Below are 13,665 nucleotides of genomic sequence, written 5' to 3'. Positions count from 1 at the left end.
TATTAATTGATTATTTCACCAACCCAATGGCGTTGCCTTAAATTATGACCGAGAGGTCGTTTCAAGGCAGGGCAGGAAGAGAAAGAGTCACTGGACGCGGTATGGAAGTGAGGATAAACAAAAAAGAGACCATCGTGTCAAAATATTTTCAGTCATGAACCGCCCAGGTTTCCCCAGCCGTCGCACCGTGTCTATAACCTTATCATTACCAATATTAAAATCAACACGCCCACCCGGAAAATGACAGCAGTCACACCCCTTCCGCCGCCAGGAGCCCCCATGAACGAGCCCAACCTCCTCGTCTGCCGCTGCCGCTTCATGCTCCCCCTGGCCGCACCGGACCGGTCCCTCCGGATCCACGACGGCTACGTCCTCGCCCGGAACGGGGAGATCCTCGAGGCCGGCCCCTACGACCCGGCCGTGGGCAGGCGCCTGGCCGATACCTGGGGCACCCGCCTGCGCGTCCTGCACACCCGGCGGGAGGTGCCCTCCGGCGACCCAGTGCCCATGCAGGACATGGTCCTGCTCCCCGCCTTCGTGAAGGCCCACGGCCACGACCACGAGCAGCCCCTCATCGGGATCGCCCGGGACGAGCCCCTCACCGCCTGGCTCGACCACGCCGTGAACCCCTTCACGGGCTTCCTCAACGCCCGGAGGGAGGAGCTCCGCGAGCGCCTGGGCTGCACCCCCCAGGCGGCCACCTACCGCATGGCGCGCCTGTGCGACATCCACTACGGCATCACCGCCTCCATGGTCCACCACTGCAACTGGAACAAGTACCACCTGGAGGACATCGCCCAGGCCAACGAGGCCGCGGGCACCACCATGATCGTGGCGGTGGGCGGCCAGGACCGGTTCTACGCCAGGGAGCTCCTGGACCGGCCCGGCGACGCCGTCGCGCGCCTGGAGAAGGCCCTGGAGATCCAGGCCGGGTGCGAGCGCACCCGCTTCGTGCCCGGGCCCGACCAGTGCTTCTCCAACAGCCGGGCCGTGCTCGTGCCCCAGAAGGCCTGGGCCCGGGACCACGGGACCCTCTTCCACATCCACAGTTCCGAGGAGCCGCGCACCACGAAGTGGTTCACGGAATCCATCGAGCCCGGCCTCACGCCGGTGGAGTACTTCCAGGAGATCGGCATCCTGGACGAAGGCACCGTCCTGGCCCATCAGGTGAACTGCGGCCCGCGGGACATCGAGCTCATCGCCCGCAGCGGCGCCGCGGTGGTGCACAACCCGCTGGCCAACACCATCCTCGGCTCGGGCATGCCCCCCCTCATCGACATGCTCAAGGCCGGCGTGCGCGTCGCCATCTCCACGGACGGTTCCGGCTCCGCCGACAACCAGAACATCCTCGCCGCGGCGCGCCTGGCCTCCCAGTACCAGAAGGCCCTGCACCAGGACGCCACCCTCCTGCCCTCCCAGCAGCTGATGGAGATGATCACGGTCGCCCCCAACCAGATCCTGCGCCTCAACCAGGGCGAGCTGGCCCCGGGGCGGCAGGCGGACTGGGTGCTCGTCGATCTGGCCCGGCCCAACATGGTCCCCACCCGCCTGGACAACGTCACGGAGAACCTCATCTGGGCCGCGGACGGCTCGGAGGTGGATACGGTGGTGGCCCACGGCGCGGTGCTGAAGCTGGACGGGCAGCTCCTCCCGTGGCGGGACGGCACCCGTCCGGAGGCCATCCTCGCCCAGGTCCAGGCCCTCTCGGAGTGGTTCGCGGACTACCGGGACGGGGCGCCGGAAGTGACGGGAACCGGCGCCCACGGCTGACGGGGCGCCGGAAATGAAGTTTTTTTTACATGTCTGTCGCTTGTTGAAAACCGTGACCCGAAAGCAACAAAATACAGAGTCTCAATCTCATTGCTAAAAGCTGAAAATAGATGACTTGAAAAATAGTTTCTCGATTTTGAAATCATGTAACTTTTTTTCTTGATTTCACGTGAATGGAAATTATTCTTTCAGTCACCAATCAACAGCCAAAGGAGGCTCTGTGCCGAGATCTCGTGGGTCCCTTACCCTTTTTGCATTCGCACTCGTGGCTGTCCCCACCGCCCTGGTGGCGCAGACCAGCTCCACGTCGGCCCTCAGCGGCGTGATCAAGGACGCCTCCGGCAAGCCCGTGGCCGGCGCCCTGGTCCGCATCAATTCCGCCACCATGATCGGCGGCGAGAGGTCCACGGTCAGCGCCGAGAACGGCCTCTACCGCTTCGCGGCCCTTCCTCCCGGCACCTTCAGGATCGCCGTGTCGGCCAAGGGCCTGATGACCCAGACCCAGACCGCCCTCCTGGAGCTGGGCCGCACCGCCACGGTGAACTGGCGGCTGCCGGCCGCCAACGCCGGCGCCACGGTGGAGGTGGTGGCCACCTCCGCCCGCGTCGACGACGCCGCGGTGGGCCAGACCCAGAACTTCGACACCGCGGCCCTGGCCACCCTGCCCGTGGACCGCACGATCACCGCCATCATGGACCTGACCCCCGGCGTCAACGGGAACAGGGCCTGGGGCGGCTACTCGGGCGAGAACGCCTACATGATGGACGGCGTGAACATCAGCGATCCCTCCGGCGGCACGGTGTGGATCTACCCCAACATCGACTGGTTCTCCGAAGTGCAGGTGGCCGGCCTGGGCGCCAACGCCGAATTCGGCGGCTACATGGGCGGCTTCGTCAACGGCCTGGTCAAGCGCGGCGGCAACACCTTCGAAGGCACGGTAAGCGCCTACTACGCAGATTCCAAATGGCAGGCCCGAATCAACGCCAACCACCCCGACCTGCCGCCCGAGGACAAGAACATCCTCCCCTCCAAGAACTGGGACGTGGCCGCCAGCGTGGGCGGCCCCATCATCAAGGACAAGCTGTGGTTCTTCGTCTCCGCCGAGCGGTCCGAGATCCAGAGCACCCCCACGGGCGCCGAGCTTCCCGAACGCGACCAGAAGGTCATGGCCCTGGCCAAGCTCACCTGGGCCCCCACGACCAGCACCACCATCGAGTTCCTGGCCGAGCACGACTACGTGGGCCGGGACCGGCGCTACATCGACAAGTACACCATGCCCATCGCCACCCAGAAGGAATCCGCCCCGAACCGCTCCTTCAGCCTCACCTGGACCCAGACCATGGGCTCGGACAAGGTCCTGACCGTCAAGGCCTTCGGCTACTCCGGCCGCTACGACATGCCCGGCTACGGCGGCAACGCGCTCAGCCTGGACACCGCCGACCTCTGGAAGTACGACCCCAACAAGCCGGCCCGGGAGTTCTTCAACAACTCCACCTACGAGGACTTCAACTACCGGTCCAGGGCCACGGTGCAGGCCACCTTCGACTGGTTCAAGACCGGCCTGTTCACCCCCGGCGACAGCCACGCCTTCCGCTTCGGCATCGAGCGCGAACAGGCGTCGGACGAGGAGCTGGAGCGCTTCCCCGGCAACTTGAACCTCAACGCGACGATCTACGAGTATAACGACGGCACCCTGGAACTGGACGGCGACTATCTCATCCAGGGCGGGGGCTGGAACGTGCGCCAGCGCGTGGACCGCCTCGCCGCCTTCGCCCAGGACACCTGGCACGTCAACGACCGCCTCACCATCAGCCCCGGCGTGCGCTTCGAGCAGTTCAAAGCCCGCTTCTACGGCGGCGAGACCCTCTGGAACAAGAACACCTACGCTCCGCGCCTGGGCCTGGCCTACGCCGTCACGGCGGACCAGAAGACCATGCTGAAGGCCCACTGGGGCAAGTACTACGCGGGCTACTCCACCTACTTCATCGACCGCGCCATCCAGTCCGCCATCCCCATGAAGCGGTACTACAGCTGGGGCAACTACCCGGTCATCGACAGCGTCCTCGACCCCAAGAACTGGCCCGACTACACCCCAGGCACCGCGGACAACTACGAGTACCGGCGCGTGAACGACATCACCGCGGTGGACCCCAACGCCCGCCAGCCCTACACGATCGAGACCACGGTCTCCCTCGACCAGAAGCTCGGCACCCTCTGGAGCGCCAGCGCCTCCTATGTGTCGCGCGACTTCAAGGACAGCCTGGTCCGCACCGACCAGGGCGTCGACCCCAAGGGCGCCTACAACGTCTTCGTGAACCCCCTGAACCACCAGAACATCAACATCTGGAAGCCCGGCACCTACTACGACGCCGCCCTGGACTTCAGCCTCGAGAGCCACAACTACGTCACCAAGAACGACGACAGTGCCAAGCGCAAGTACGAGGCCGTCACCGTCACCCTGGACCGGATCCTGGCGAATGCCTGGAGCGTGAACATGAGCTACACCCACGCTTCCCTCAAGGGCAACATCCAGCGCGCGGACAGCTACGACAAGGTCTACTACAACCCCAACCTCCAGACCAACTCCTACGGGAACCTGCCGGGCGTCAACGACAACGAGTTCAAGGCCCGGGGGATGTACGAGCTTCCGTGGAACATGCGCGTTTCCGGCACGTTCACCTACCTGAGCGGCACCCACTGGACGCCCACCTACCGCACCGACTCCTACAACGGCACCCGCTACGCCGTGAACCTCGAGCCCCTGGGCAGCCAGACCTATCCCAGCCGCACCCTCCTGGACCTGCGCGTCACCCAGATGTTCAACTTCACCAAGAAGGCCCGCATGGAGGTCTTCGTCGAGGTCCTCAACGTGCTGAACCGCCAGTCCGCCACCAGCTACATCACCCGGGCGAACTCCAGCACCAGCGACACCTCCGGAGTCTACGTCGACTACAAGTATCCCTCCACCCTCGATGCGGGCCGACGCCTCCAGCTGGGTGCCCGCTATAATTTCTAGTCCGATCCGAAGAACGGGCGCGGCGCGGCGGGTCTCCGGACCCCCCGCCCGCGGCCTCGCCGAAAGGAAGTCATGCTCCGCAGTCTCTGCCTCCTCCTCCTGACGTGCCTCCTGGGCGCGGCCGCTCCCAAGGGAACCCTGGTCATCGTGGGCGGCCACGGCACCACGCCCGACATCATGGACGCCTTCCTGAAGGGCGCCGGCGGGCGGGGAGGAATCATCGGAATCATCCCCACCGCCACCTCGGACCCCGAGGGGGAACTCAAGGACTGGAAGGAGACCCTTCCCCCCCACGGCATCACCCTGGTGCCCCTGGACGTGCGCAAGCGCGAGGATTCCTCCACCCCGGCCATGCTCGAGGCCGCCGCGCGCTGCACGGGGTTCTGGTTCTCCGGCGGGGACCAGGCCCTGGTGGGCGACAAGATCGTTGGGACGCCGCTCCACAAGCTCATCAAGGACAAGTACCAGGACGGCGCCGTCGTGGGCGGCACCAGCGCGGGCGCCGCCATCATGTCGAAGATCATGCTCGTGGGCGAGGACATCTTCGGAAAACTGGAACTTCGCGAGATGGGGCCCAAGGCCTACATCACCCGCGAAGGCATGGGTTTCCTGCCCCCCGACGTGGTCATCGACCAGCACTTCATCAAGCGGGGCCGCGAGAACCGCCTGCTCAGCATCGGCATGACCTTCCCCGGCGTCCTGGCCATCGGCGTGGACGAGACCACCGCGCTGGTGGTGCGCAAGGGCGTGGGCACGGTGCACGGCGCCAGCGGCGTCCTGGTCTTCGACTCCAGGGGCATGCAGCTGAAGAACGGCGGCTTCACCGGCCTGACGCTCCACTTCCTCCGCAAGGGCGGCACGATCGATCTGGCCACCCGGAAGGTGAAGCCCTGACATGCGCCTCCTCCCCTTCCTCCTCGCCTCGACCCTGATGGCCGCCCCCGGGGAGCAGCGCGTCCCCGCCGATCCCCTCCGCCTGAAGGCCTCCATCTCCTACGCGGACATGGAGGCCTTCCTGGCGGAGGTGGCGAAGCCGGGCCTCATCACGGTCACCGAGGAGGGCCGCAGCGTCGAAGGCCGCGCCATCCGCCTGGTGCGCCTGAACCGGGGCGGCGCCAAGGCCCGCTTCAAGGTCCTCTTCTACGCCCAGCAGCACGGCAACGAGATCTCCGGCAAGGATGCCCAGCTCTGCCTGATCCGGGCCATCGCGGAAAAGCCCGCCCTCCTGCCGGAGGACGTGGACCTCTACCTCATGCCCATGATGAACCCCGACGGGGCCGAGGCCGGGCGGCGCACCAACGGCGCCGGGGCCGACCTGAACCGGGACCACATCCGCCTCCTGCAGCCGGAGACCCGCGCCCTCCACGCCGTGGCCCGGCGCATCCTCCCCCACCTGGCCGTGGACAGCCACGAGTTCACCCGGGACGGCAAGGACTGGGACGCCAAGGGCTGGGACTGCTGGCCGCTGATCACCATGGACGGCCTGAACGTCCCCTGGATCCCCGCGGCGCTGCGCAGGGAGGCCCTGGCCCGGGTGGAATCCGCCCGGCCCGTCATGGCGAAGGCCGGCTACGCCTACACGCGCTACACCGTGGGCGGCCTGCCCCCCCTGGACGAGATCCGCCCTTCCACCACCGAGGTGGACGACGGCCGCAACAGCCTGGGCTGCATGGGCACCCTCTCCTTCATCATCGAGGCCGGCACCCGGCGCCAGCCCGGCGCGCCCCAGGACCTCCCGGCCCGCGCCGACGCCTACACCCGGCTCTACCGGCACCTGCTGGGCACCGCCGCCTCCCGGCGGAAGGTGGAGGCCCTGTGCGAAGCCGCCCGCAGGGAGCCCCTCCCGGCCTACCTGCCCACGAACTTCTTCTGGGCCAGCCTGGATGGACGGGCTCCCGTCGTGAAGGTGACGGAGCGCGCCACGGGCAAGGTGCTGGACATCCCCTCCCCCGGCCTCATGACCGACCTGGTGGTGAAGGGAAGCGTCCCCACCCCCAGGGCCTACGTCATCGACGCCGCGGCCGCAGAAACCTTCAAGGCCCTCCTGGACCGCCACGGGATCCGCTACGCCAGGACCGGCGCCGCCCCCATCCAGGCCGAGCGGTGCCGCCTCCTCCGGGTGGAGGCCGGCTACGACGATCTCTACGGCCGCTATGAGAACCGCCAGATCGTGGCCCGGGACCCCGTCTCCGGCCACGCCTTCCCGGAGGGCTCCCTCGTGGTGCCCCTCGACCAGCCCCTGGCGCGCTGCGCCATCGGCATCCTCGAACCCTGCCTCCTGTACGGGCTCTACAGCTACCGGGATTTCAGCACCCTGGCCCTGCCCGATGGTACCCTTCCGGTCTGGCGAGCCTTCTAGCCGGACCCTGGAGTCGCACGATGCTCCTCATCAAGAACGCCGAAATCCATTCCCCTTCCCCCGAAGGCCGGTGCGACCTGCTCGCCGGCGGGGGAAAGATCCTGCGCATGCATCCGGACATCCGGATCCCCCGCCGCTACTGCGACGTCATCGACGCCCGGAACCTCATCGCCGTGCCCGGCTTCATCGACGGCCACGTCCACATCATGGGCGGCGGCGGCGAGGGAGGTCCGGCCACGCGAACGCCGGAACTGGTCCTGTCCGACGCCGTCATGGGCGGCGTGACCACCATCGTGGGCTGCCTGGGCACCGACGGGGTCACCCGCACGATGGCGGGCCTGCTGGCCAAGGCCCAGGGACTCGAAGCCGAAGGCATCACCACCTTCGCCCTCACCGGCCACTATGCGGTGCCGGTGCGCACCCTCACGGGCACCATCGAGGGGGACCTCCTGTGCATCGAGAAGATCCTGGGCGTGGGCGAGGTCGCCCTGAGCGACCACCGCTCCTCCCAGCCCACCTTCGAGGCCTTCGCCCAGCTCGCCGGGGAGACCCGCCGCGGCGGCATCCTCTCCGGCAAGGCCGGGGTGGTGAACATCCACCTGGGCGACGGCCGGCGCGGCCTGGAGTACCTGAGGCGGCTGCTCCTGGAGACCGAGATCCCGGCCCGCCAGTTCCTGCCCACCCACATCAACCGCAACCCCTCCCTCTTCGAGGAGGGCACCGCCTACGCCCTCTCGGGGGGCTTCGTGGACTTCACCACCTCCACCGTCCCCGCCTTCGTCGAGGCCGGCGAGATCAAGCCCTCGGAGGGCCTCCGGCGCATGCTGGACGCCGGCGTGGACCCCGGCCACATCACCTTCACCTCCGACGGCCAGGGCAGCCTGCCCGACTTCGACGCCAACGGGCGCATCCAGGGCGTGGGCGTGGGCCGGGTCACGAGCCTGTTCCCGGAGGTGCGCGACGCGGTCCTGAAGGAGGACATCCCCCTGGCCACCGCCCTGCGGGTCATCACCTCCAACCCCGCGCGCATCTTCAAGCTCCAGGGCAAGGGAGCGCTGGCCCCGGGCATGGACGCCGACATCGTGCTCCTGGACCCCCGGGACCTCACCATCCACACCATGATCGCCAAGGGCCGCGTCCTCATGAAGGCGCGCAAGGTCCTGGTCAAGGGAACCTTCGAGTGACCGAACTGCTGGGCCGGCCCGCCGGCGACTGGATCGCCGAATACGGCCTGCCCCTCCACTTGACCTGGCTGCCCCGGGTCCGCGAGAACGTGCGGGCCTTCGCCCGGGTCTTCCGGGACCTCTATCCCCGGGGCGCCCTGCGGTACGCCGTGAAGGCCTCCGCCCACCCCGTCCTGCTCGCCGCCATCCGCGCCGAGGGGGCCGGGGCGGACGTGGCCTCCCCCTTCGAGACCCGCATGGCCCTGCAGGCCGGCATGGACCCGCGCACCCTGGACCTCAACGGCAACTGCAAGGAGGACGAACTCATCCGGGAGGCCATCGGCTCGAGGATGCTCATCGTGGCCGACTCCGCAGAGGAACTGGCCCTGGTGGAGGCCACGGCCCGGGGCATGGACCGGCGCGCGAGGGTCCTCCTACGACTCTCCGGCTTCGACCTGGGCCGGGTGACGGGGGACGACATCTTCACGGCCGGCCTCTGGTCCAAGTTCGGCATCCCCCTGGGGGAGGTCCCGCTCGTCCTGGAGAGCCTGGGCAGCTTCCCATCGGTGCGCTTCCTGGGCTTCCACACCCACATCGGCTCCCAGATCACCCGGCCCGAGCCCTACCTGGCCGTCCTGGGACGCATGGTGGAACTGGGCCGGGTGCTCAAGGACCGCACCGGCGCCTGCCCCATCCTGAACCTGGGCGGTGGCTTTCCCGTCAACTACCTGGAGGAGGCGGCCTGGGACGAGCTGCGCCGGCGCACCGCCGCCCGGGACGGGTTCAGCTGGAACCTGGGCACGGCCGGCATGGACGCTGGCGGCGCCTGGCACGGCGAGGCCTATTTCTCCCCCTGGCCCAAGGAGCGGATGCTCGAAGCCGTCCTGAAGGGCGAGGTCACCGTGGACGGCGAGACCCTGGGCACCCTGAAGGCCCTGGAGTCCCTGGACGCCCCCGAACTCCTGGTGGAACCGGGCCGCGCCATCGCCGAGGACGCCGGGGTCACCCTCTGCCGCGTCGCCCACGTGCGCAGGGCCGCGGGCGCCCACAACCTGGTCACCGTGGAGATGGGCGTCCTGAACCACGCCGACGCGATGCTGGAGGGCCTCCCAAACCGCTGGGACGTGCTGGAGGGCGCCGACGACCCGGAGCCCTTCGAGACGTTCGTGGCCGGCAACCTCTGCTTCTCGGGCGACCTGCTGGCGAGGTTCCAGACCCGCCTGAGGCGGCGCCCCCGGCGCGGCGACACGCTGCTGATCCGCGACACCGGCGCCTACACGGCCCACTTCTTGGCGAGCAACGCGAACGCCTATCCGCGGCCGCCTCGGGTGTTGGTGCATGGGGACGGGGACGTGACGGTGATGACGCGGCGGGACCGGTACGAGGATCTGTTCGCCTGACCGCGAGCCGAAAGGCCGGCTCAGGCTCCTGTCCCCTTCTCCCGCAGGAGACGCATCATGGCGCGAAGCCCCAAGGCATGGATGTTCCCCCGCATGGGAAAGGGATCCTCTCCGGGGTAGACGACGAGGGCCTGTTCCGGCCGGAGGTCGTCGATCGCTTCATGGAATCCCCGTTCCACCTTGGGGGCGAGGCCCCGCTTGATCTCGATGACCCAGACGTTCCCTCCTGGCCATTCCAGCACCAGATCCACCTCCGCGCCTCGGGCAGTCCGGTAGAAATAAGGCCTGACGGTATCGGGCGCCGCGGAGATCAGGTTTTCCACCACGAACCCCTCCCAGCTCGCCCCCAGGACCGGATGGGACAGAAGCGTCTCGAGGTCCTGGATCCCCAGCAGGGCGTGGACCAGACCGCTGTCCCGGATATAGACCTTTGGCGCCTTCACCAGACGCTTGCCCACGTTCGCATGCCATGGAGCCAGCCTGCGCACCAGGAGCAGGTCCTCCAGGAGATCCAGGTACCGGGCCGCAGTCCGCTGGTCGATCCCGAGATTGCGGGCAAACAGGGCTGCGTTGTGGAGCCCTCCCTGGCTGTGGGCGAGCATGGTCCAGTAGCGCCGCAGGGGGTCCCCGCCCATCCTGGGATGGAAGAGGGGCACGTCGCGTTCCAGGTAGGTGCGAATGAAATCCTGTCGCCAGCGGAGGCTCCATCGGGCGTCCTCCGCCAGCAGACTGTCCGGAAAACCGCCCCTGAGCCAAAGGGTCTCCAGGGGATGTTGCGAAGCCTCGAGGGCGCTGAGGGGTCCGAGTTCCTGATAGGAGATCCGCCCGGCCAGGGATTCTCCGGACTGATGGAGGATGTCCAGGGAAGCGGAACCAAGGAGGAGATACAAACCTGATCGTTGCCCCGCGTGCCGGGCCTGGTCGATGAGGCCCCGCAGGATGGGGAACAGCGCCGGAGTTCGATGAACCTCATCAAGGATCACCAAGCGGCCGGACAAACTCGGCAGAAACGATTCCGCGTCCGCAAGCTTGATCCGGTCCGCCTCGGATTCCAGATCAAGGTAGACGGCGCCCCGCATAGCCTGGATTTCCCGGGCGAGGGTGGTTTTCCCGGATTGCCGGGGCCCGAGCAGAGCCACTGCCGGCATGTGGTCCAACGCCGCGAGGAGGGTTGGCTTGAGGTCCCGGTCAATCATTGTCGCAATCGTGACATCGTGATGCCACAGATGCAACATTGATATTTAAGTAACTTTATTGCAACCAGAAACGCACGCTAGGCTTCCCCGGAACGCCGCACGGGATAGGGCGCAGGGCTCGCCGCCAAGGCCTTCCCCAGCCAGTCCACGGCCTCGCCAAGGTGCCCCATGTTCCGCAGGGCCTCGGCGTCCGCGGCCACGTCGCCGGGTTCCAGGCCGTAGCCCATGTTCCAGTAGGTGGACCCGGGGACCACCATCTGGGAGATGAAGAAGAGGTGGTTGATGGTGTCGAACACGTGGATGGCCCCGCCCCGGCGCGCGACGACCACCGCGGCGCCGATCTTGCCGGCCAGGCCGCAGCCGTTGGCCATGGCCACGAACCCGGCCCGGTCGATGAGGGCCTTCAGGTCGCTGGTGACGCCCGCGAAGTAGGTGGGCGAACCCAGGAGGATGGCGTCGGCCGCCAGCATCCTCTCGAAGATCCCGTTGAACTCGTCCTTCCCGTAGGAGCAGTGGTTGTCCCGCTTCTCCCAGCACTGGCCGCAGGCGAGGCAGCCGTGGAGGTTCCTGCCGCCCACCTGGACGACCTCGGTCTCCCAGCCGGCCTTGGCGAGGGGCGCCAGGGCGGCCTCCAGCATCTGCCGCGTGTTGCCGTTCTTCCTGGGACTGCCGTTGAGGGCGAGGACTTTCATGGCGGATCTCCTTATTCAAACCTAGCAGACCGAAGGCTTGTAAATTCCTCCTTGAGAATTCAGAATCCATATTCTAAATTTAGATTTGAGGTTCCATCATGAACGCACGCCGCGAAAAGGAACGCCACCAGCGCCGGGGATTGCTCCTCGAGGCCGCCGGCCGGGTCTTCGGGCGCAAGCCCTTCGACGAGGCCACCATGCAGGAGGTCGCCGCGGAAGCGGAGATCGGCATGCAGGGCCTCTACGAGCATTTCGCCTCCAAGCAGGAGCTGTACGAGCAGGTGGTGCAGGAACGGGCCGAGAGCTTCCACCGGAGGGCGAACGCGGCCCTGGCGGAACGCGGGGGCTCGCCCATGGACCGCATCGAGGCGCTGGCCCAGGTGTACGCGGAGACCTTCCAGGACCGTCCCTTCTCCCTGCCCACCTTTGTGCGGGACCGGGTGCAGTTCGACTGGGGCTTCGACTCGCGGTTCATGCCCAGCCTGGGGGAGATCTACCGGGTGGAGCGGGCCCGCCTGAAGGGCCTGGTGCAGGAGGCGCTGGACCAGGGGCTCCTGCGGCCCCTGGATCCTGAGTTCCTCACCCAGCTGGCCATGGAGGTGATCCAGGCCTCCCTGCACTTCGCGCACAGCCGCGTGCCCAGGGAGGAGGCCGGGGCCACCGTGGCCCGGGCCATGGAGTGCCTGCTGCGGGGCGTGGCCCGGGAGGTGCGGTCATGATCCGGCCCGCCCTCCTCCTGCTCCTGGCCTCCGGCGCCCTGGCGGCGCAGGCGCCCCTCACCCTGGCCGCGGCCCTGCGGCAGGCCGGGGCCACCTCCGTGCAGGCCGACCTGGCCGCGCTGTCCCTTCGGGGCGCCCAGGGCGACCGGGACGAGGTGAAGGCCGCCTTCCTCCCCGAGATCGAGCTCAAGGGCGGGCACCTGAACCTGGACCGCGACGCGGCCCTGCGCACGGAGTCCTTCACCGTGGGGCCCATCCCGGTCCTGGGCTCCATCACGGTCCCCTCCCTGGAGCAGCCGGTGGCCCAGAAATCCTCGTGGCGCTACCACCTCACCGCCAGCTACCTGGTCTACGACTTCGGCCGGCGCAGCAGCGCCCTCGCCGCCACGCGGGCCAAGGAACGGGCCGTGGACCTGGGCGGGAGGGACGCCATCAATCGCGCCCAGGCCGACGTGGCGGCCCGGTACATGACGACCGTCAACATCCGGGCCCGGCGCCTCGTGGTGGAGCAGCGGCGCCAGGCGCTGGGGGACCACCTCCGCGACGCGCGGTCCCTGTTCGAGCAGGGCGTGGTGGCGCGCAACGACCTCCTGCGCACGGAAGTGGCCCTGCGGGCCGTGGACGACGCGGGACGGACCCTGGACAACGCCCTGGTCTCCGCCCGGGAGAGCCTGAACATCGCCATGGGCCAGGCCCCGGGCGCCCCCCTTGCCCTGCCGGAGACCCTGCCCCCCCCGCCCGCCATGCCCTGGAACGAGGCGGCGGTGCGGGCCCGGGCCCCCCAGGCCAATGCGGGAGTCAAGGCCCTGGAGGCCAAGGTCCAGGCCGCGGAGGGCCAGGTGGCCTTCCGCAGCCGCGACTTCGCCCCCAGCGTGGTGGCCCAGGTGGGCCACTCCTACGAGGAGAACCGGTTCCTGGCCCATCCCCAGCAGACCACCCTCTACCTCGGGCTCACCTGGAAGCTCTGGGAGGGCGGCGCGCGCTCCGCCCGCGTGAGCCGGTCCAGGGCCGAGGAAGGCTCGGCGCGCCGCGAGCTGATGGAGGCCCGGCGCCAGGTGGAGAACGCCGCGGCCGCGGCCCTGCGGGACTACGGCCAGGCCCTCAACGAGATGGAGACGGCCCGCGCGAACGTCGAGGCCGCCCTCGAGAACCTGCGCATCGTGAGCGAGCAGTACCAGCAGGCCTACGCCAAGAGCGCCGACGTGCTCGACGCCGAGACGGTGCTGGCCGAGAGCCGCTTCAGCCTGTCGGACCGGCTCTGCCGCGCCTACGCCATCCAGGCAGGACTCCTGTCCCTCCTGGGCGAGGACCTGGAAACCTTCTACGCGACCCGTTCGCTGGAGCATTGAA

General features: G+C 68.2%; 10 protein-coding genes and 1 pseudogene. 8 read left to right on the top strand and 3 right to left on the bottom strand.

Annotation, left to right across the window (positions count from 1 at the left end; genetic code table 11):
• The first annotated feature begins 279 nt into the window (after nt 1–279).
• The 6 genes from ACZ5MC_RS06015 to ACZ5MC_RS05990 all read left to right on the top strand — a co-directional run bounded on the left by ACZ5MC_RS06015 (nt 280) and on the right by ACZ5MC_RS05990 (nt 9,708).
• Nucleotides 280–1,770: an amidohydrolase family protein gene (locus tag ACZ5MC_RS06015; RefSeq protein ID WP_306599414.1), complete on the top strand. Its 1,491-nt coding sequence runs from the start codon at nt 280–282 to the stop codon at nt 1,768–1,770.
• 265 nt (nt 1,771–2,035) lie between these two features.
• Nucleotides 2,036–4,786: a TonB-dependent receptor gene (locus ACZ5MC_RS06010; RefSeq protein WP_306599413.1), complete on the top strand. Its 2,751-nt coding sequence runs from the start codon at nt 2,036–2,038 to the stop codon at nt 4,784–4,786.
• Nucleotides 4,787–4,858: 72 nt separating this feature from the next.
• Nucleotides 4,859–5,680: a cyanophycinase gene (locus ACZ5MC_RS06005; RefSeq protein WP_306599412.1), complete on the top strand. Its 822-nt coding sequence runs from the start codon at nt 4,859–4,861 to the stop codon at nt 5,678–5,680.
• 1 nt (nt 5,681) lies between these two features.
• Complete coding sequence (locus tag ACZ5MC_RS06000; protein WP_306599411.1) at nt 5,682–7,145, top strand: M14 family zinc carboxypeptidase; 1,464 nt, start codon at nt 5,682–5,684, stop codon at nt 7,143–7,145.
• A 20-nt stretch (nt 7,146–7,165) separates the two neighbouring features.
• Complete coding sequence (iadA, locus tag ACZ5MC_RS05995) at nt 7,166–8,329, top strand: beta-aspartyl-peptidase (RefSeq protein ID WP_464517293.1); 1,164 nt, start codon at nt 7,166–7,168, stop codon at nt 8,327–8,329.
• The gene (locus ACZ5MC_RS05990) at nt 8,326–9,708 is read left to right on the top strand and encodes a diaminopimelate decarboxylase family protein (RefSeq protein WP_306599409.1); all 1,383 of its coding nucleotides are present in this window, start codon (nt 8,326–8,328) and stop codon (nt 9,706–9,708) included. The genes iadA and ACZ5MC_RS05990 overlap by 4 nt, the downstream gene beginning before the upstream one ends.
• Nucleotides 9,709–9,728: 20 nt before the next feature.
• On the opposite strand, the gene ACZ5MC_RS05985 is transcribed toward ACZ5MC_RS05990, so the two are convergent.
• From ACZ5MC_RS05985 to ACZ5MC_RS05975, 3 genes and pseudogenes are all read right to left on the bottom strand, one after another.
• Entirely contained in the window at nt 9,729–10,364 is a 636-nt protein-coding gene (locus ACZ5MC_RS05985) for a DUF4143 domain-containing protein (RefSeq protein ID WP_306599408.1), read from the bottom strand.
• Between the two features lie 186 nt (nt 10,365–10,550).
• Nucleotides 10,551–10,796, bottom strand: a pseudogene (locus ACZ5MC_RS05980) (AAA family ATPase); the annotation flags it as partial.
• Between the two features lie 185 nt (nt 10,797–10,981).
• Nucleotides 10,982–11,596, bottom strand: a complete 615-nt coding sequence (locus ACZ5MC_RS05975) for a flavodoxin family protein (RefSeq protein WP_306599406.1) — start codon at nt 11,594–11,596, stop codon at nt 10,982–10,984.
• A gap of 98 nt (nt 11,597–11,694) precedes the next feature.
• Here ACZ5MC_RS05975 and ACZ5MC_RS05970 point away from each other — a divergent pair, with 98 nt between their 5' ends.
• Together ACZ5MC_RS05970 and ACZ5MC_RS05965 are read left to right on the top strand one after the other, a co-directional pair.
• Nucleotides 11,695–12,315 (top strand): TetR/AcrR family transcriptional regulator, encoded by a 621-nt coding sequence (locus ACZ5MC_RS05970; RefSeq protein ID WP_306599405.1) that lies wholly within the window; start codon nt 11,695–11,697, stop codon nt 12,313–12,315.
• Entirely contained in the window at nt 12,312–13,664 is a 1,353-nt protein-coding gene (locus tag ACZ5MC_RS05965) for a TolC family protein (RefSeq protein WP_306599404.1), read from the top strand. Before ACZ5MC_RS05970 ends, ACZ5MC_RS05965 begins: the two co-directional genes overlap by 4 nt.
• Nucleotide 13,665: the final 1 nt, after the last annotated feature.

The organism is Mesoterricola sp. JemC181 (assembly GCF_055384585.1).
This window is presented reverse-complemented; position numbering and strand designations above follow the sequence as displayed.